The organism is Serratia sp. root2, from assembly GCF_031931805.1.
Taxonomy (GTDB): domain Bacteria; phylum Pseudomonadota; class Gammaproteobacteria; order Enterobacterales; family Enterobacteriaceae; genus Serratia; species Serratia inhibens.
The window spans coordinates 2,556,446-2,574,992 of sequence record NZ_JAUJXB010000001.1; the positions used below are offsets into that span (position 1 = coordinate 2,556,446).

13 protein-coding genes and 6 tRNA genes are annotated in these 18,547 nt (G+C 55.0%); 14 read left to right on the top strand and 5 right to left on the bottom strand.

Annotation, left to right across the window (positions count from 1 at the left end; genetic code table 11):
- The 4 genes from chiQ to nagE form a co-directional block, all read right to left on the bottom strand.
- Complete coding sequence (gene chiQ / locus QZQ97_RS11835) at positions 1-327, bottom strand: ChiQ/YbfN family lipoprotein (protein ID WP_311993583.1); 327 nt, start codon at positions 325-327, stop codon at positions 1-3.
- Between the two features lie 47 nt (positions 328-374).
- Complete coding sequence (gene chiP, locus QZQ97_RS11840; protein WP_311993584.1) at positions 375-1,778, bottom strand: chitoporin ChiP; 1,404 nt, start codon at positions 1,776-1,778, stop codon at positions 375-377.
- A gap of 575 nt (positions 1,779-2,353) precedes the next feature.
- Positions 2,354-4,018: a glutamine--tRNA ligase gene (glnS, locus tag QZQ97_RS11845; protein ID WP_311993585.1), complete on the bottom strand. Its 1,665-nt coding sequence runs from the start codon at positions 4,016-4,018 to the stop codon at positions 2,354-2,356.
- Positions 4,019-4,259: 241 nt separating this feature from the next.
- On the bottom strand, positions 4,260-6,296 hold the full coding sequence (gene nagE, locus QZQ97_RS11850; RefSeq protein WP_311993586.1) for an N-acetylglucosamine-specific PTS transporter subunit IIBC: 2,037 nt from the start codon (positions 6,294-6,296) through the stop codon (positions 4,260-4,262).
- A gap of 335 nt (positions 6,297-6,631) precedes the next feature.
- On the opposite strand from nagE, the gene nagB reads away from it, so the two are divergent.
- The 12 genes from nagB to QZQ97_RS11910 all read left to right on the top strand — a co-directional run bounded on the left by nagB (position 6,632) and on the right by QZQ97_RS11910 (position 15,088).
- The gene (gene nagB, locus QZQ97_RS11855; protein WP_006324089.1) at positions 6,632-7,432 is read left to right on the top strand and encodes a glucosamine-6-phosphate deaminase; all 801 of its coding nucleotides are present in this window, start codon (positions 6,632-6,634) and stop codon (positions 7,430-7,432) included.
- A gap of 18 nt (positions 7,433-7,450) precedes the next feature.
- Entirely contained in the window at positions 7,451-8,590 is a 1,140-nt protein-coding gene (gene nagA / locus QZQ97_RS11860; protein WP_311993587.1) for an N-acetylglucosamine-6-phosphate deacetylase, read from the top strand.
- Between the two features lie 27 nt (positions 8,591-8,617).
- A complete protein-coding gene (gene nagC, locus QZQ97_RS11865) occupies positions 8,618-9,838 on the top strand; it encodes a DNA-binding transcriptional regulator NagC (RefSeq protein ID WP_311993588.1) in 1,221 nt (406 codons plus the stop codon).
- A 67-nt stretch (positions 9,839-9,905) separates the two neighbouring features.
- Positions 9,906-10,658, top strand: a complete 753-nt coding sequence (locus QZQ97_RS11870; protein ID WP_004949656.1) for an HAD-IIA family hydrolase — start codon at positions 9,906-9,908, stop codon at positions 10,656-10,658.
- Positions 10,659-10,855: 197 nt separating this feature from the next.
- Positions 10,856-12,313: a carbohydrate-binding protein gene (locus tag QZQ97_RS11875; protein ID WP_311993589.1), complete on the top strand. Its 1,458-nt coding sequence runs from the start codon at positions 10,856-10,858 to the stop codon at positions 12,311-12,313.
- Positions 12,314-12,601: 288 nt separating this feature from the next.
- On the top strand, positions 12,602-14,266 hold the full coding sequence (gene asnB, locus QZQ97_RS11880) for an asparagine synthase B (protein ID WP_311993590.1): 1,665 nt from the start codon (positions 12,602-12,604) through the stop codon (positions 14,264-14,266).
- A 219-nt stretch (positions 14,267-14,485) separates the two neighbouring features.
- Positions 14,486-14,562 (top strand) — tRNA-Met (locus QZQ97_RS11885).
- Between the two features lie 7 nt (positions 14,563-14,569).
- A tRNA-Leu gene (locus tag QZQ97_RS11890) sits at positions 14,570-14,654 on the top strand.
- A 29-nt stretch (positions 14,655-14,683) separates the two neighbouring features.
- Positions 14,684-14,758 (top strand) — tRNA-Gln (locus QZQ97_RS11895).
- A 44-nt stretch (positions 14,759-14,802) separates the two neighbouring features.
- A tRNA-Gln gene (locus QZQ97_RS11900) sits at positions 14,803-14,877 on the top strand.
- A gap of 40 nt (positions 14,878-14,917) precedes the next feature.
- Positions 14,918-14,994 (top strand) — tRNA-Met (locus QZQ97_RS11905).
- A gap of 19 nt (positions 14,995-15,013) precedes the next feature.
- Positions 15,014-15,088, top strand: a tRNA-Gln gene (locus QZQ97_RS11910).
- Positions 15,089-15,196: 108 nt separating this feature from the next.
- Here the strand turns inward: QZQ97_RS11910 and ubiF are convergent.
- The gene (gene ubiF / locus QZQ97_RS11915) at positions 15,197-16,378 is read right to left on the bottom strand and encodes a 3-demethoxyubiquinol 3-hydroxylase (protein ID WP_311993591.1); all 1,182 of its coding nucleotides are present in this window, start codon (positions 16,376-16,378) and stop codon (positions 15,197-15,199) included.
- A gap of 197 nt (positions 16,379-16,575) precedes the next feature.
- On the opposite strand from ubiF, the gene miaB reads away from it, so the two are divergent.
- Together miaB and QZQ97_RS11925 are read left to right on the top strand one after the other, a co-directional pair.
- Positions 16,576-18,000 (top strand): tRNA (N6-isopentenyl adenosine(37)-C2)-methylthiotransferase MiaB, encoded by a 1,425-nt coding sequence (gene miaB, locus QZQ97_RS11920; protein WP_311993592.1) that lies wholly within the window; start codon positions 16,576-16,578, stop codon positions 17,998-18,000.
- 125 nt (positions 18,001-18,125) lie between these two features.
- Positions 18,126-18,461 carry a zinc ribbon domain-containing protein YjdM gene (locus QZQ97_RS11925; protein ID WP_006319916.1) on the top strand — a complete coding sequence of 112 codons (336 nt, stop codon included), beginning with the start codon at positions 18,126-18,128 and terminating at the stop codon, positions 18,459-18,461.
- Positions 18,462-18,547 lie beyond the last annotated feature (86 nt).

Consider the following 18,547-nt stretch of genomic DNA (forward strand, 5'->3'; position numbering starts at 1 on the left):
TTAATTGTTATTTTCGCGGATCTCTTTCCAAATCTTGCCGCATTTGGCGTCGTAGGCCTGGCCGTTACCGCTGTGGGCTGCCTGAATGCAGCTTTGATAATCCATCACGCGCACCGATTCCTGCGCGGCAAACTGTTGGTGCTGCTTTTCTTGCCGCAGCACGTTCAGCACCGCCTGGCACGACTGCAGTTTTTCCGGCGAACCTTCCGCAGTGTTAATGCAGGCGCTGTACGCCTGTTTCAATTTGGTATCTTCCGGCGGTGCGGGAGGTTGCACACAGGCATTCAGCGCGACGACGGCGGCCAACGTCAGCATCATTTTTTTCATTGTCATGTCCCTTTTAAGCTTCCCCGGCGTCATCGCCGGGGAGGGCATCAGAAGATGGTGAATGGCGCGATAACCATGAATTTGACGTCTTTCTCATCCTGGAAGATGTTGCCGTAACCGCCGCTCCAGCTTGGGATGTTGGTGTGATTGTCATACTGGGTGTAATGCAGTTTCAGCAAGGTGCCTTTGGCGCGGCCTTCCTGCACGGTGTACATGGCGTCCAGGCTCCAGGCGCTCTCTTTCAGACGCTGGCCCTGATCGTAGATCGGGTTGGTGCTGGGTTTGGCATCCCAGGCATACACGTAAGAACCGCCCACCGCCATGCCCGGAATATTCCAGTTGCTCAGGTCGTACATCACGCCGGCATAAACGGCTTTCTCGCCGTTGGCGTTGAAGTCGGAGCGGTTATCCCACCACACGTCGAGGCGACCATTGGAAGAGGCGTAGGTTGGCGTCATACGCTGCAGGAAGAAGCCCTGATTGCCTTCGGCTTTCACCATGGTGCCTTCCAACCGCCAGTTGAACTGACCGGTGGTGTAGCCGAAGGTCAACGCCTGCAGCCAGGCCAGACCGTCGTAAATGCTGTTGGCATCGTTTTTGTCGCTGATGCGGTCTTCCGCACCGTAGAACTGGTAGCTGGTAGTTAACGGGTTACCCAACAGATCGAACTTATAAGACGCCTTGGTGAAGTACTGATTTACATAGCCCTGGGCCTGGCCGAACGCCGCTTCCAGCACCAGATCATTTTTGAAGTCGTACTTGGCGCCTAATGAGTGCAGGTAGGACACGCCGGTTTTTTTATCGTTTTGGCGGAAGTCGTCCATCTCGATATGCCAAGGCGCCTTGTACTTGTTGGTCCACATGTAGGAGAAGCTCAACGCGCCGGCATCGCCGTAGTCAAACTTGGCCCCGGCCTCGGCCCCCTGATAGGTGCCAGGCATAAAACTCCAGTGCGGCGCCAGCAGCGTCTGACCGCTTGGCTGGATATAACCGGCACGCGCCCAAAGCGGGCCATATTTGAACTTGCCGGCCGCTTTATACAGGCTGATGCCGCCTTTGTCGCCGGTATAATCTTCATCATAGGTACGGTTTTTCGAGGAGAACGCGATTTCGTTCGGGTGGCCACTGGCACTGGATTCGGCCAGTTCGATGGCGGTAAACGCGCCCACGTCCAGACCGAACATATCCCAGGCATAGCCCGAAGCGAAATCCAGGCTCAGGTTGGCCGTCGAGTGCGACAGGTTGGTGGTGTATTTATTGTAATCGTCACTGGTCGGATTGAGATCTTTACGGTCGCGCTCACGTTGCCAGTAATAAATACCGCCGGTCAGCGTGGAATCATCGACAAACCCTGCGGCTTTCGCCTCAGGAGCCATGGCAAACCCTGTTCCCAACAGCGCACCCGCGATAGCGAGCGCCAGCGTTTTACGCTGAGCACCGTGCGTACCCATAATGAAATTCCTCTTTGACTTAACTTTAAAAGTTGCAGCCGCCCGTGTTCACCACTGCCCTGCACGACTGCCAATAAAAAACCCAACCGGGTAAAAAAATATTGCGGCGGGGTGAAATCCCCACAGCACTTATTGCTACAGCTAGACTATTTTTCGCGACGCGAATTATCAAATGAAAAATGAGGGAGATTTGTCAAAGTATGACAAAGAGCACATATCGATGAGATTGCGTTACGTCGCTGTGCAAAGAGGAGTCTGAATAAAAAATTCAATAAAATCAGAATAAATATTGATACGAGGTCAACCAGAGACGATTAATGGTTTCAGCTTGACGAAAACCATCAGCCAGAAAGGAAAAAATGAGAGCGCTCTCCAAATGACATTAATTCGCATCACGAATATATAAGGTAGTGTTAACTGAATGAAACCTTATATCAAGAAATTGATGATGGAAGGGTGTGATGAAAATCTAAAATGAGGTTGATGAAAAAGGTATGAGCAAAGGGGAACCCGGTGAATGTCGTAAAAAAAGCGCAACCTGAGTTGCGCTTTTATCCGTCAGCGGTATATCACTCTCAGACGTCGATTTTAGCCCAGGTGTCACGCAGACCAACGGTGCGGTTAAACACCAGATGCTCAGCCGAAGAATAGCGGCTGTCGGCGCAGAAATAACCTTCACGTTCGAACTGGTAAGCTTTTTCCGGCTGTGCAGCAGCCAGGCTTGGCTCCACGAAGCCATGCTTGATAACCAGCGACTCCGGGTTGATGGTAGAGAGGAAATCCTCTGCCGCCGCCGGGTTCGGCACGTTGAACAGGCGATCGTACAGACGGATTTCCGCCGGCAGCGCATGCGCAGCGGAAACCCAGTGGATCACGCCCTTCACCTTGCGGCCATCGGCAGGATCCTTGCTCAGCGTATCCGCATCGTAGCTGCAGAAGATGGTGGTGATCTCGCCCTCGGCGTCCTTCTCGACGCGTTCGGCCTTGATCACATACGCATTGCGCAGACGCACTTCCTTGCCCAGTACCAGACGCTTGTATTGCTTGTTGGCTTCTTCGCGGAAGTCGGCACGGTCGATATAAACCTCGCGGCTGAACGGCACTTCGCGGCTGCCCATTTCCGGCTTGTTCGGGTGGTTAGGCATGGTGACCATTTCCACACCTTCCGCCCGGTTCTCGATGATCACTTTCACCGGATCCAGCACCGCCATCGCACGCGGTGCATTCTCGTTCAGATCTTCACGGATGCAAGCTTCGAGCGCCACCATTTCGACGTTGTTATCCTGCTTGGTCACGCCGATACGCTGGCAGAATTCGCGGATGGATGCAGCGGTATAGCCACGACGACGCAGACCGGAAACGGTCGGCATACGCGGGTCATCCCAGCCTTCAACGATCTTCTCGGTCACCAACAGGTTCAGCTTACGCTTCGACATGATGGCGTACTCAAGATTGAGACGCGAGAACTCATACTGACGCGGATGACAAGGAATGGTGATGTTGTCCAGCACCCAGTCATACAGACGGCGGTTGTCCTGGAACTCCAGCGTACACAGCGAATGGGTGATCCCTTCCAGCGCATCGGAAATGCAGTGGGTGAAATCGTACATCGGGTAAATGCACCACTTGTTGCCGGTCTGATGGTGTTCCGCGAATTTAATACGGTACAGCACAGGATCGCGCATCACGATGAACGGTGAAGCCATGTCAATTTTGGCTCGCAGGCAAGCGGTGCCTTCGGCAAACTCGCCATTGCGCATTTTCTCGAACAGCGCCAGGTTCTCTTCCACGCTGCGGCCGCGATACGGGCTGTCTTTGCCGGGTGCAGTCAGGCTGCCGCGATATTCGCGGATCTGCTCAGGCGACAGTTCGTCGACGTAGGCCAGACCTTTGTTGATCAGCTCAACCGCATAGTGGTGCAGCTGATCGAAGTAATCCGAGGAGTAACGGACATTGCCGCTCCACTCAAAGCCCAGCCACTCGACGTCGTGCTTGATTGACTCAACGAATTCGATGTCTTCTTTGACCGGGTTGGTATCATCGAAACGCAGGTTGCACTGGCCCTGGTAATCCTGGGCGATGCCAAAGTTCAGGCAGATGGATTTGGCATGGCCGATATGCAGATAGCCATTTGGCTCCGGCGGGAAACGGGTATGTACCGACGCGTGTTTCCCTGAAGCCAGATCTTCATCGACGATCTGACGGATAAAATTGGTTGGGCGGGCTTCAGCCTCACTCATTTGACTATTCCTCAATGCAAAGCGCTACACATAACCGCCTATGATCCAACAAGCCACGCCCGGAAACAACCGTTTGTTTCACGAAAAATGCGGGGCTCTGCACCGCAATAGACCACAGCACCACAACGGGGCAAATTGCGCCCATAAAAAAGCGGGAAAAGATCGCTCTCTTCCCGCCAAAGGTAGGGTGTGTTCCGTCATGACTCGTTAAACACCCTGGGTACTACTCAGGTAAAACAGTTTACTTCTGGATGTCGAACAGCTTGGTCTGGCCTGCGACCACGGAACCGGTCGCCAACGCAGCCAGGCCGGCGTAATCGTCAGAGTTGCTCACCACCACCGGGCTTATCATCGAGCGGGCATTGGCGTTCAGGAAGTCCAGATCCAACTCAAGAATCGGCTGGCCGGCTTTCACCTCAGCGCCCTCTTCGACCAGACGTTTGAACCCCTGGCCGTTCAGCGCCACGGTGTCGATGCCCATATGCACCACGATCTCCGCGCCCTTGTCGGTTTCCAGACAGAAAGCGTGGTTGGTATTGAAGATTTTCACGATGGTGCCGTCTGCCGGTGCCACCACGGTTTTGTCGGTCGGGCGGATCGCCAGGCCATCACCCACCGCTTTGCTGGCAAAGGCTTCATCAGGAACCTGATCCAACAACACCACTTCACCGGTTACCGGTGCCACCAGCGTCTCAAAAGCCACCTTCGTCGCATTAGGTACCGCCTGCGGCTTGGTTTCGGCTACAGGGGCTGCGGCAGGCGCTACGGTAGCGGCAACCGGGCCTGCGGCGACCACGTTGCGCATGGCGCTGGCAATCAGCTCCGCACGGGTGCCGACGATAACCTGTACGCTTTGTTTGTTCAGGCGGATCACGCCGGAAGCACCCAAACGTTTCGCCACCGCGTCGCTCACCAGCGCAGAGTCTTTCACGTTCAGACGCAGACGGGTGATACAGGCGTCGATGCCGGTCAGGTTGTCAGAACCGCCGATGGCGCCCACGTAACGGCGTGCCAGGGTAGTGGTTTCGTTTTCGTCTTTACCCGCGTCGGTCCCGACGTTGACGTCATAACCGTCGGTTTCGTCACCGGCAACCGCCAGTTCGCGCCCTGGGGTCATCAGGTTGAACTTGTTGATGGTGAAACGGAACACCACGTAGTAAATGGCGAAGAACACCAGGCCCTGCGGGATCAGCATGAACCAGTGGGTCGCCAATGGGTTGCGTGACGACAGCACCATATCCACCAGACCGGCACTGAAGCCGAAACCGGCAATCCAGTGCATGCTGGCGGCGATGTATACCGAAATACCGGTCAGTATCGCGTGGATCACATACAACACTGGGGCCACGAACATGAAGGAGAATTCCAGCGGTTCGGTGATCCCGGTAAAGAAGGCGGCAAAGGCGCCCGCCATCATGATACCCAAGACCTTGGCTTTGTTTTCCGGACGTGCGCAGTGATAGATAGCCAGCGCCGCACCCGGCAGACCGAACATCATGATAGGGAAGAAGCCCGCCTGATAACGACCGGTGATGCCGACAACCGCTTTACCGGCTTCGATAGACTGCTGGCCACCGAGGAAGTTAGGAATGTCGTTAATGCCGGCCACGTCGAACCAGAATACCGAGTTCAATGCGTGGTGCAGGCCGACCGGGATCAGCAAACGGTTGAAGAATGCGTAGATACCTGCGCCGACAGAACCCAATTTCTGGATCTGCTCACCGAAGCTCACCAGACCGCCGAAAACCATCGGCCAGATGTACATCAGAATGAAAGCCACCAGGATCATCAGGAAGGAGATCAGGATAGGCACCAGACGGCGGCCGCTGAAGAACGACAGCGCTTTCGGCAGCTCAACGCTGCTGAAACGGTTGTAGACTTCTGCAGAGATGATACCCACCAGAATACCGACGAACTGGTTCTCAATCTTGCCAAACGCGGCAGGGACCTGGTCGAGGGGGATCTTCTGAATCATCGACACGGCGGCCGGTGAACAGAGAGTGGTTAATACCAGGAAGCCGACAAAACCGGTCAAGGCAGCGGAGCCGTCCTTGTCTTTGGACATGCCATAAGCCACACCGACGGCGAACAGCACCGACATGTGTTCGATAATGGCAGAGCCGGATTTAATAAAGAAAGCAGCGAGAGCGTTGGAGGCGCCCCAACCCGTAGGGTCAATCCAGTACCCGACACCCATCAAGATCGCGGCGGCGGGCAGCGTGGCAACCGGCACCATCAAGGCGCGGCCCACTTTTTGCAAATAACTAAGAATGTTCACCTTTTCCCCCTATGTTGTCCGCGGACGGACCCTATTAGTAGTTTATTTAACTCTCTCACTACCTTTTAGAAATAACGCATGGCACGTATCACTCATGCGGAGTGTAAAAAAATTATTTCGTATCGCAAATTAAAAGCTCCTTTTTTGTGATTTATATCACCAAAAAGTAGTCTTAAGCTGCCACATTGCTAGCCATCACACAAAACTTATTTTATCATTCAAAAAATCATCGGGGCTGGCGCTTCACGTGAGAATCATAAAGTTGGATTACGCTTAGACTCTTATTCAGACCCGTAACAGTATAGCTTTAGTTTACTTACCCAAAGAGGTGTTAGATGAGACTTATCCCACTGAAAGATACTGCACAAGTCGGCAAATGGGCCGCCCGCCATATCGTCCAGCGCATCAACGCATTCAAGCCTACTGCGGAGCGCCCGTTTGTGCTTGGCCTGCCAACCGGCGGGACGCCACTCGAAGCCTACAAACATCTGATTGCGATGCACAAAGCAGGTGAAGTAAGCTTTAAGCATGTTGTGACTTTCAACATGGATGAATACGTTGGCCTGCCGCAGGAACACCCGGAAAGCTATCATACCTTCATGTACCGTAACTTCTTTGATCACGTTGATATTCCAAGTGAAAATATCAACTTGCTGAATGGCAATGCGCCGGACGTGGACGCCGAATGCCGTAAATACGAAGAAAAAATCAAGTCTTACGGTAAAATCCATCTGTTTATGGGCGGCGTTGGCGTTGACGGTCATATCGCGTTTAACGAGCCGGCTTCATCACTGGCGTCGCGTACCCGCATCAAAACGCTGACTGAAGATACCCGTATCGCCAACTCTCGCTTCTTCGGCGGGGATGTTAGCCTGGTGCCGAAATACGCGCTGACCGTGGGCGTGGGTACGCTGCTTGACGCAGAAGAAGTGATGATTCTGGTGACCGGCCATGCCAAGGCACAGGCTCTGGAAGCTGCAGTGGAAGGCAATATCAACCATATGTGGACCATCAGCTGCCTGCAGCTGCATGCCAAGGCGGTTGTGGTGTGCGACGAACCTTCCACCATGGAACTGAAAGTCAAAACCGTTAAATACTTCCGCGAATTAGAAGCGGAAAGCGTTAAGAGTCTTTAATTTTTGCAGGGGGCTACGATGTTCGCTTTAACCCAATGCCGGATTTTCACCGGCCACGACGTGCTTGACGACCATGCGGTAATCATCGCTGATGGACTGATTGAACGAGTCTGTCCGCTGGCTGAACTGCCGGCCGACATTGAAACGCGCGATCTGGGTGGCGCTATCCTGGCCCCCGGTTTGATCGACGTGCAGCTTAACGGCTGTGGCGGCGTACAATTTAACGATTCACTGGACGCCATTTCGGAAGAGACGCTGGAGATCATGCAGCGCGCCAACGAAAAATCCGGCTGCACCAGCTATCTGCCTACGCTGATCACCAGCAGCGACGAATTTATGAAGCACAGCATCGATGTGATGCGTGCTTATCTGAAAAAACACCCGAATCAGGCGCTTGGCCTGCATCTGGAAGGGCCGTACCTCAGCCCGCTGAAAAAAGGCACCCACAACCCGGCGTTTATCCGCAAACCGACCAGCGAGATGATCGACTATCTGTGCGCCAACGCCGATGTGATCACCAAAGTCACGCTGGCGCCGGAAATGGTAGAACCGCACTTTATCAAGCAGCTGACCGCAGCGGGCATTGTGGTTTCCGCCGGCCACTCTAACGCCACTTACGATCAGGCCCGCACCGGCTTTGCCGCCGGCATCACCTTTGCGACCCATCTGTATAATGCCATGCCGTATATCACCGGGCGCGAACCTGGCCTGATGGGGGCGATTTTCGATACGCCTGAAGTGTATACCGGCATCATTGCCGACGGCCATCACGTGGCCTGGGCGAGTATCCGTAACGCCAAACGCATGAAAGGTGATAAATTGGTGCTGGTTACCGATGCCACCGCTCCAGCGGGCGCAGAGATTGACCAATTTATTTTTGCCGGTAAAACAATATACTATCGCGACGGGCTGTGCGTGGATGAGAACGGCACCCTGAGCGGCTCGGCGCTGACCATGATCGACGCGGTGAAAAACAGCGTTGAGCACATCGGTATTGCGCTGGACGAAGCACTGCGCATGGCAACGTTGTATCCGGCACGCGCCATCGGCGTAGACCATCTGTTAGGCACAATCGAAGCCGGCAAGGTGGCGAACCTGACCGCATTTACCCGTGATTTTAATATCACCAAAACGCTCGTTAACGGTAACGAGGTTTAACTTAATGAACAGCGAGTAAAATTATTGATGAGTACTGGCGGACAGGCACAAATAGGGAACGTTGACTTAGTCAAACAACTCAACGGCGCAGCAGTGTATCGCCTGATCGACCAGCAGGGTCCGATCTCGCGCATTCAGATAGCCGAACTCAGCCAGCTAGCGCCCGCCAGTGTCACCAAGATTACTCGCCAGCTGTTGGAGCGCGGGCTGATCAAGGAAGTCGATCAGCAAGCCTCCACCGGCGGCCGTCGTGCCATTTCCATTGTCTCCGAAACCCGGCACTTCCACACCGTGGCGGTGCGTCTTGGGCGTCACGACGCCACCATCACCCTGTACGACATGAGCGGCAAATCGCTCGGTGAAGAACACTACCCGCTGCCGGAACGTACCCAAGAGACGCTGGAAAATGCGCTGTTCAACGCCATTGCGCAGTTTATCGAAAGCTACCAGCGCAAGCTGCGCGAACTGATCGCCATTGCGGTGATCCTGCCGGGCCTGGTTGATCCGGCACTGGGCGTGGTGCGCTATATGCCGCACATCAGCGTCAACCACTGGCCGTTGGTAGATAACCTGCAGCAACGTTTCAACGTCACCAGCTTTGTCGGGCACGATATCCGCAGCCTGGCGCTGGCGGAGCATTACTTTGGCGCCACCCGTGACTGCGAAGACTCTATTCTGGTGCGTCTGCACCGGGGTACCGGTGCCGGCATTATCGTCAATGGGCAGATTTTCCTCGGCAATAACGGCAACGTCGGCGAAATTGGCCACATTCAGATCGATCCCTTGGGTGAGCGCTGCCACTGCGGCAACTTCGGCTGTCTGGAAACCGTGGCCGCCAACGCCGCCATTGAACACCGCGTGCGCCAGTTGCTGACCCAGGGTTATCCAAGCAAGCTGACGCTCGACGATTGCAGCATCGCCGCCATCTGCAAAGCGGCCAACCGTGGCGATCTGCTGGCCAGCGAAGTGATCGAACACGTTGGCCGCTACCTCGGCAAAGCGGTGGCTATCGCCATTAACCTGTTTAATCCGCAAAAAGTGGTGATCGCCGGGGAAATTACCGAAGCCGAAAAAGTGCTGCTGCCGGCGATCCAAAGCTGCATCAATACTCAGGTGCTGAAGGACTTCCGCAAAAATCTGCCGGTGGTTACTTCCGAACTCAATCATCGCTCGGCGATAGGCGCTTTCGCCCTGGCCAAGCGGGCGATGCTCAACGGCGTGCTATTGCAGCGATTGCTGGAAAGTTGATCCGCCGCTTCAGGCAGGTGTGCATCTTCGCGTTTTTGCCTGCCGTAAATCATGAGAAACAGCAACGATGACAATCAAGAACGTTATATGTGATATCGACGGCGTGCTGCTGCATGACAACACGCCGGTCCCCGGCGCCGATCTTTTCCTGGCGCGCATTCAGGAACAGGGCATGCCGCTGGTGGTGCTGACCAACTACCCGTCACAAACCGCGCAGGACCTGGCGAACCGCTTCGCCGCCGCCGGATTGGAAGTGCCGGAGAGCGCGTTTTATACCTCTGCGATGGCCACCGCCGATTTTCTGCGCCGCCAGGAGGGTAAAAAAGCCTACGTGGTCGGTGAAGGCGCGTTGATTCACGAACTCTATAAGGCCGGTTTCACCATTACCGACATCAACCCGGACTTCGTGATTGTCGGCGAAACCCGCTCCTACAACTGGGATATGATGCATAAGGCCGCCTACTTCGTGAACAACGGTGCCCGCTTTATCGCCACCAACCCGGATAGCCATGGTCACGGCTTTACGCCTGCCTGCGGTGCGCTTTGCGCGCCTATCGAAAAGATCACCGGCCGCAAGCCGTTTTACGTCGGTAAGCCAAGCCCGTGGATCATTCGCGCCGCGCTGAACAAGATGCAAGCGCACTCGGAAGAAACGGTGATCGTCGGCGACAACCTGCGCACCGACATTCTGGCGGGCTTCCAGGCCGGTCTGGAAACCGTGCTGGTGCTGTCCGGCGTCTCGACGCTTAACGATGTCGAAACCATGCCGTTCCGCCCGAGCTATATTTTCCCTTCCGTGGCCGACATCACCATTTTTTAAGTCCTGCGGCGGCCTCAATGGCCGCCTCTCCCCTCCCCTCAATAATAAAACCTTCGCCAACGTGAATTTAATTTATTCATGAGCGCAAAAGGTTTCAGCCTGCCCTCGTTAAAAAACCGCACTATGTATTTACACCCCGCCAATCACTGAATTGTCGGCGAGTGAAAATACCCTTACTTAAAAATAACGAGGCCACCATGAGCACGAATAACATTATCAATGCACAAACCGCAGATGCCGCTGCCACGATGCCAGACCTGAGCGGAAAAAAAATTCTGATGGGCTTTTGGCATAACTGGCTGGCCGGTGCCAGCGATGGTTACAAACAAGGTAAATTCACCAACATGGATCTGACCGATATTCCACCTGAATATAATGTGGTGGCGGTCGCCTTTATGAAAGGTGAAGGCATCCCTACCTTCAAGCCTTATAATCTGTCCGACGCCGAGTTCCGCCGCCAGGTTGGCGTGCTTAACAGCCAGGGTCGGGCGGTGCTGATTTCACTCGGCGGCGCAGACGCGCACATCGAGTTGAAAACCGGCGATGAAGACAAATTGGCCAATGAGATTATCCGTCTGGTGGAAACTTACGGTTTCGATGGCCTGGATATCGATCTTGAACAGGCAGCAATTGGCGCAGCCAATAATAAAACCGTATTGCCGGCCGCATTGAAAAAAGTGAAAACACATTACGCCGCCGAAGGTAAAAACTTTATTGTCAGCATGGCGCCTGAATTCCCTTATTTACGCACCAATGGTACTTACCTGGATTATATTACTGCGCTCGAAGGCTACTACGACTTTATTGCACCGCAATATTACAATCAGGGTGGCGACGGGATCTGGGTTGATGAAGCCAATGGCGGTAAAGGCGCCTGGATCACCCAGGATAATGACGCGATGAAAGAAGACTTTCTCTATTATCTGACCGAGAGCCTGGTCACCGGTACCCGTGGTTATACCAAAATCCCGGCGACGAAATTCGTTATCGGCCTGCCAAGCAACAACGACGCCGCCGCCACCGGTTATGTAGTTAACAAGCAGGCAGTGTATAACGCCTTCGCACGGCTCGACACCAAAGGGCTGTCGATCAAAGGGCTGATGACCTGGTCGGTCAACTGGGACAATGGCAAAAGCAGCGCGGGCGTTGCCTATAATTGGGAATTCAAAACGCGCTATGCGCCGTTGATCCAGGGTGGAGTCACCCCACCTCAGCCGGGAAAGCCTGATGCGCCCACGGCGCTGAACGCCACCGCACTGACCTCAACGTCATTGACGCTAAACTGGACCGCAGCAGGCAGCACTTATCCGATCAGCCACTATGCGGTTTACCGCAACGGCAACGCCATCGGCCAGACCGGCGGCCTTTCGCTGCAGGACAGCGGCCTGCTCCCATCGACTCAATACAGCTATTTCGTTACCGCAACCGACAGCCAGGGCAATACCTCATTGCCCAGCAGTGCGCTGGCGGTGAAAACGGCTGACGGCGGCACGCCGCCCGATCCGGGCGTGACCGAGTGGCAAAGCAATCACGGCTACAAGGCAGGCGATGTGGTGACCTATAAAGGCAAAAAATACATCTGCCTTCAAACACACACCTCGAATACCGGCTGGACACCGGATGCAGCCTTCACCCTGTGGCAGCTGACCGCCTGATAGTCAGCAATGAGTCGCCGGTAAAATTGCCCGGCGACTCGCTCATTCACCAAAAAATTAAACATTCATTAATTAAAAGCGACAAAAACTGAATATCCGCTAAAAATCGACATACCCCAAACAACTATTTTTCTGCGTAACGCTAAAACGCTTGCATCCCCTGCCGGTTTTGACGCATTTTCATAAACACAACGCAGCAAAACCGCGTCATCACTGATGAACCGGCCGCGCCGCCCATAACAGCAAAACAACATCACAGTCTAAAAAAGTCGTTAGGAGAGTCGTTATATGTGTTCTATTTTCGGTGTGCTCGATCTGAAGTCCGATCCCGTTGAACTGCGTAAGAAAGCGCTGGAGTTGTCTCGTCTGATGCGCCATCGCGGCCCGGACTGGTCCGGCGTTTATGCCAGCGATAAAGCCATTCTGGTGCATGAGCGCCTGTCGATTGTCGACGTCAACAATGGTGCCCAACCGCTGTACAACGCCGCGCACACCCACGTTCTGGCCGTAAACGGTGAGATCTATAACCACCAGGCACTGCGCCAACAGCTGAGCGATCGTTACGAGTTCCAGACCGGTTCCGACTGTGAAGTGATCCTGGCGCTGTATCAGGAGAAAGGCGTCGACTTCCTTGACGATTTACAAGGCATGTTCGCCTTCGCCCTTTATGATTCAGAGAAAGACGCTTACCTGATTGGCCGCGATCACTTGGGTATTATCCCGCTGTACATGGGCCATGACGAATTCGGCAACCTGTATGTCGCCTCCGAAATGAAAGCGCTGGTGCCGGTCTGCCGCACCATCAAAGAATTCCCGGCGGGCAGCTATCTGTGGAGCCAGGACGGCGAGATCCGCGAATATTACCAGCGCGACTGGTTCGATTACGACAATGTTAAAGACAACGTGACCGACGCCAACGCACTGCGCAACGCATTGGAAGATTCCGTGAAAAGCCACCTGATGTCCGACGTGCCGTACGGCGTACTGCTGTCCGGCGGCCTGGATTCTTCAGTAATCTCCGCAATTACCAAAAAATACGCCGCACGCCGAGTGGAAGATCAAGAGCGCAGCGAAGCCTGGTGGCCACAGCTGCACTCCTTCGCCGTCGGCCTGGAAGGCTCACCGGATCTGCGCGCCGCGCAGGAAGTGGCCAACCATTTGGGCACCGTGCACCATGAAATTCACTTCACCGTGCAGGAAGGCCTGGATGCCATCCGCGACGTGATTTATCACATCGAAACCTACGACGTCACCACCATTCGCGCCTCCACGCCAATGTACCTGATGTCGCGTAAAATCAAGGCGATGGGTATTAAGATGGTGCTGTCCGGCGAGGGTGCGGACGAAGTGTTCGGCGGCTATCTGTATTTCCATAAGGCGCCGGATGCGCGTGAGTTTCACGACGAGACCGTGCGTAAGCTGTTGGCGCTGCATATGTTTGACTGCGCGCGCGCCAACAAGGCGATGTCCGCCTGGGGCGTGGAAGCTCGCGTCCCCTTCCTGGACAAGAAATTCCTCGACGTGGCGATGCGCATCAACCCGAAAGATAAAATGTGCGGCAACGGCAAAATGGAAAAACACATCCTGCGCGAGTGTTTTGAATCCTATCTGCCGGCCAGCGTGGCCTGGCGCCAGAAAGAGCAGTTCTCCGACGGCGTGGGCTATAGCTGGATCGACACGCTGAAAGAAGTCGCTGCGAAGCAAATCAGCGATCAACAGCTCGAAACCGCACGTTTTCGTTTCCCGTACAACACGCCGAGCTCCAAAGAAGGCTACCTGTATCGCGAAATCTTCGAAGAACTGTTCCCACTGCCAAGCGCGGCCGAGTGCGTACCAGGCGGCCCTTCAGTGGCTTGCTCTTCAGCGAAAGCCATCGAATGGGATGAATCCTTCAAAAAGATGGACGACCCTTCTGGCCGTGCCGTCGGTGTCCACCAATCCGCCTACAAGTAATCAGGCGGGTTTTATATCAAGGGCGGGCCTCATGGCCCGCTTTTTTGTTGATGTTTTCAACCAGTAATCACCTGAATTGATGCTTTTATCGCCATACTGTTCACAACCCAAACAAACAACACATCCAGCCGCTTTTTCGGGAAAAAACTTGTTGACGCAAAACGGCCATATACGCATAATGCGCCCCGCAACGCCGATGAAGGTTGCGCGAAAAAAGATGGCTACGTAGCTCAGCTGGTTAGAGCACATCACTCATAATGATGGGGTCACAGGTTCAAATCCCGTCGTAGCCACCATCTTTTTGCGGGAGTGGCGAAATTGGTAGACGCACTAGATTTAGGTTCTAGCGCCGCAAGGTGTGCGAGTTCAAGTCTCGCCTCCCGCACCATTTCTTTTCATCGTCGAGCAGGCAGCAGGTGGGGTATCGCCAAGCGGTAAGGCACCGGTTTTTGATACCGGCATTCCCTGGTTCGAATCCAGGTACCCCAGCCATCTTTTTTAGGATGGGGATGTTGCAAAAAAGGTTTACGTGTTGATGGGGTATCGCCAAGCGGTAAGGCACTGGTTTTTGATACCAGCATTCCCTGGTTCGAATCCAGGTACCCCAGCCATACCGACACTGTTGACTTTTAAGGTAAAATATCGAAAAATGGCTACGTAGCTCAGCTGGTTAGAGCACATCACTCATAATGATGGGGTCACAGGTTCAAATCCCGTCGTAGCCACCATATTTTACTGTTATACCATTGGGGTGTCGCCAAGCGGTAAGGCTCTGGTTTCTGATACCAGCATACCCAGGTTCGAATCCTGGCACCCCAGCCACATTTAGAAAAGCCCGCTTCGGCGGGCTTTTTGCTATTCTGCATTCGTTGAAGTCTCGTCAAAGCGGGCGCAGTCTGTTGCGCCCGTACCAAGAAAATCCCCCCCCGCCTACAATCCTAATGCGTATTTCAGCGCATGTTCTTTCAGCTTGCCCGCCCGCTGGGCCGCCATCAGCGCAATATTGCGCGCTACGTTCAGCGGCGCCAAATTATTGCTGAAAGCGGTATAAAACAAATCCATGCCACTTTGCATCAGCAGGTTATCGGTGCGACGACGGCGTTGATAGCGCATCAGCACCGCTTCACTGCTCCAGTCCTCGCCCTGCTCCCGCGCGTCACTCAGTACCGCCAGCAGCGCTTCCACATCGCGATAGCCCAGGTTCACTCCCTGCCCCGCCAACGGGTTGATGGTATGTGCTGCATCACCGAGCAACGCCAGCCCCGGCAGCACATAGCGCTGTGCGTGGCGGCGCGCCAGCGGAAAAGCCCCGGCGGCATGCACTTTTACCGCCCCCAGGCGAGCCGGAAACGCTTCGGCGATTTCCCGCTCAAGCTGTGCCGGCGGCATCGCTTGCAACTGACGGATACGCTGCGGGTTGTCGTACCATACCAGCGAAGCCCATTGATCATACAACGGCAGGAAAGCGCGCGGCCCGGAAGGGAAAAATTGCTGCCAGGTCACATCCTGCTGCGGCGCGCCGGTATCGACGGTGATCAACATGCAGGATTGGCGATACTGCCAACCGCTGGTGCCGATGGCCGCCAGATTACGCACCTGCGAATTAGCGCCGTCGGCGCCCACCACCAGCCGCGCCTGCAGCCTCTCAGAGGAGTCCAGCTCCAGTTGCCAGTAGTCATCCTCCCGTTGCAGCGAACGCAGCCTGGCGGGGCAACAGAGCGTCAAATTGTCGCACTGTTCCATTTGCTGCCACAGCGCCAATTGTAAAATCCGATTTTCCACCATAAAGCCCAGCTCAGGCAGCCCCAGCGAAGCCGCGTCAAACGCCACGCGTGAAGACGCCCACTCCCAGGTTTCCAACCGGCGGTACGGTGCCACACGCATGCCCGCCACCGCTTGCCAAACGCCAAGCTGCTTGAGCAGCCCCACCGAGGTGCAGCCAATTGCGGAAATACGCAGATCCGGCGGGCTTTGCACATCGAACGCCTGCGGGGCCTGATGTTCCAACAGCGCCACCGACCAACCGGCCTGCGCCAATCCCAACGCCGCCGCTGCGCCGACCATCCCGCCGCCTACCACTACGGCGTCATACCTTTTTTGAGATGTGTTCATTTTGGCCATGTTTTGTTAGTGAATTATCGCCATCCCAGCGGGCACGGCATTTGGCATCAGTGTACCGGATTTTTAATTGCGCATCAGGTCACATGCCGTTTTCCCCGCGCTGGTCACAACGGCGCCAAATGATTACAATACGCATTCTGCATGTCGCGTAACGCAACTTTCGCTCCGCACTGAGTAATGGCAAGTCAATGACGAAAAAACTACATATCAAAACCTGGGGCTGCCAGATGAATGAATACGATTCATCGAAAATGGCCGACCTGTTGAACAGCACGCATGGCTTCGAGTGGACCGAAAACGCCGAAGAAGCGGACGTGCTGCTGCTGAACACCTGCTCAATTCGTGAAAAGGCGCAGGAAAAAGTTTTCGCCATGCTCGGGCGCTGGAGATTGCTGAAAGAGAAAAACCCGGCGCTGATCATCGGCGTGGGCGGCTGCGTCGCCTCTCAGGAAGGCGAATTGATCCGCACTCGCGCGCCCTGCGTTGACGTAGTGTTCGGCCCGCAGACCCTGCACCGCCTGCCGGAAATGATCAACCACGTGCGCGGCACTCGCAGCCCAATCGTCGACATCAGCTTCCCGGAGATCGAGAAGTTCGACCGCCTGCCGGAACCGCGTGCCGAAGGCCCGACCGCCTTTGTTTCCATCATGGAAGGCTGCAACAAATACTGTACCTTCTGCGTGGTGCCTTATACCCGCGGCGAGGAAGTGAGCCGCCCAAGCGATGACGTGCTGTTCGAAATCGCCCAACTGGCGGCACAGGGCGTACGTGAAGTGAACCTGCTCGGCCAGAACGTCAACGCTTACCGTGGCGCCACCTACGATGGCGGTATCTGCTCGTTTGCCGAACTGCTGCGCCTGGTGGCGGCGATTGACGGCATCGACCGCATCCGTTTCACCACCAGCCATCCGATTGAATTCACCGACGACATCATCGCGGTGTATCAAGACACGCCAGAGCTGGTCAGCTTCCTGCATCTGCCGGTACAGAGCGGCTCAGACCGCATACTGACCATGATGAAACGCGCGCACACCGCGTTGGAATACAAAGCGATCATTCGCAAACTGCGCAAGGCGCGGCCAAACATACAGCTCAGCTCTGACTTTATCATCGGCTTCCCGGGGGAAACCCAGGCCGACTTCGAACAGACCATGAACCTGGTCGCCGAGATCAACTTCGACGCCAGCTTCAGTTTTATCTATTCGTCACGCCCAGGCACCCCGGCGGCCGATATGGTGGACGACGTCAGCGAAGACGAAAAGAAACAGCGTCTGTATATCCTGCAGGATCGCATCAACCAGCAGGTGTTGCAGTTCAGCCGCCGCATGCTCGGTACCGTGCAACGTATTCTGGTGGAGGGCACCTCGCGCAAAAGCCTGATGGAGCTGGCCGGTCGCACCGAATGCAACCGTATGGTGAACTTTGAAGGCACACCGGATATGATCGGCCAATTCGTTGATGTGGAAATCACCGAAGTAATGACCAACACACTGCGTGGTGCAGTGGTGCGTACCGAACAGCAGATGGATCTGCGCGTACATGAATCCCCGCAGTCGGTGATCGCCCGTACCCGCAAAGAAAATGCGCTGGGTGTCGGCACTTACCAGCCCTGACGCCGTTTCCGCATTGCCGTAAGCCGTGGCGCCCGTCGCCACGTTAACCTTTATCCTTAATTATTTCTCCGCCGGGCGCTTGCGTCCGGTGATGTTCTTTTTTCTATTTTAAGAGGCGACATAGCATGCAACTCCCACACTGCCCGAAGTGCAACTCCGAATACACCTATCAGGACAATGCGATGTTTATCTGCCCTGAGTGCGCCCACGAGTGGAGCGATAACGCGCCGGCAGAGGACAGCGATGCGCTGATCGTCAAAGACGCCAACGGCAATCTGCTGGCCGACGGCGATGCCGTGACCGTGGTGAAAGACCTCAAAGTGAAAGGCAGCTCTTCGATGCTGAAGATTGGCACCAAGGTGAAAAACATTCGCCTGGTGGAAGGCGACCACAACATTGACTGTAAAATCGATGGTTTTGGCCCGATGAAGCTGAAATCCGAGTTCGTGAAAAAGAACTGATCCCCGCGCAATTACGCGGCTGTTTTTGCCGCGTTTTTTCCTCACCCAGCCCTTGAATTACACCGCCGGCGCACAGATAGATCATG

What these genes read in the sequence shown, in the direction of transcription:
- chiQ (WP_311993583.1), bottom strand. Translation starts at nt 327, where the DNA reads ATGAAAAAAATGATGCTGACGTTGGCCGCCGTCGTCGCGCTGAATGCC.
- asnB (WP_311993590.1), top strand. Translation starts at nt 12,602, where the DNA reads ATGTGTTCTATTTTCGGTGTGCTCGATCTGAAGTCCGATCCCGTTGAA.
- ubiF (WP_311993591.1), bottom strand. Translation starts at nt 16,378, where the DNA reads ATGAACACATCTCAAAAAAGGTATGACGCCGTAGTGGTAGGCGGCGGG.
- chiP (WP_311993584.1), bottom strand. Translation starts at nt 1,778, where the DNA reads ATGGGTACGCACGGTGCTCAGCGTAAAACGCTGGCGCTCGCTATCGCG.
- glnS (WP_311993585.1), bottom strand. Translation starts at nt 4,018, where the DNA reads ATGAGTGAGGCTGAAGCCCGCCCAACCAATTTTATCCGTCAGATCGTC.
- nagA (WP_311993587.1), top strand. Translation starts at nt 7,451, where the DNA reads ATGTTCGCTTTAACCCAATGCCGGATTTTCACCGGCCACGACGTGCTT.
- QZQ97_RS11870 (WP_004949656.1), top strand. Translation starts at nt 9,906, where the DNA reads ATGACAATCAAGAACGTTATATGTGATATCGACGGCGTGCTGCTGCAT.
- QZQ97_RS11925 (WP_006319916.1), top strand. Translation starts at nt 18,126, where the DNA reads ATGCAACTCCCACACTGCCCGAAGTGCAACTCCGAATACACCTATCAG.
- nagB (WP_006324089.1), top strand. Translation starts at nt 6,632, where the DNA reads ATGAGACTTATCCCACTGAAAGATACTGCACAAGTCGGCAAATGGGCC.
- QZQ97_RS11875 (WP_311993589.1), top strand. Translation starts at nt 10,856, where the DNA reads ATGAGCACGAATAACATTATCAATGCACAAACCGCAGATGCCGCTGCC.
- nagC (WP_311993588.1), top strand. Translation starts at nt 8,618, where the DNA reads ATGAGTACTGGCGGACAGGCACAAATAGGGAACGTTGACTTAGTCAAA.
- miaB (WP_311993592.1), top strand. Translation starts at nt 16,576, where the DNA reads ATGACGAAAAAACTACATATCAAAACCTGGGGCTGCCAGATGAATGAA.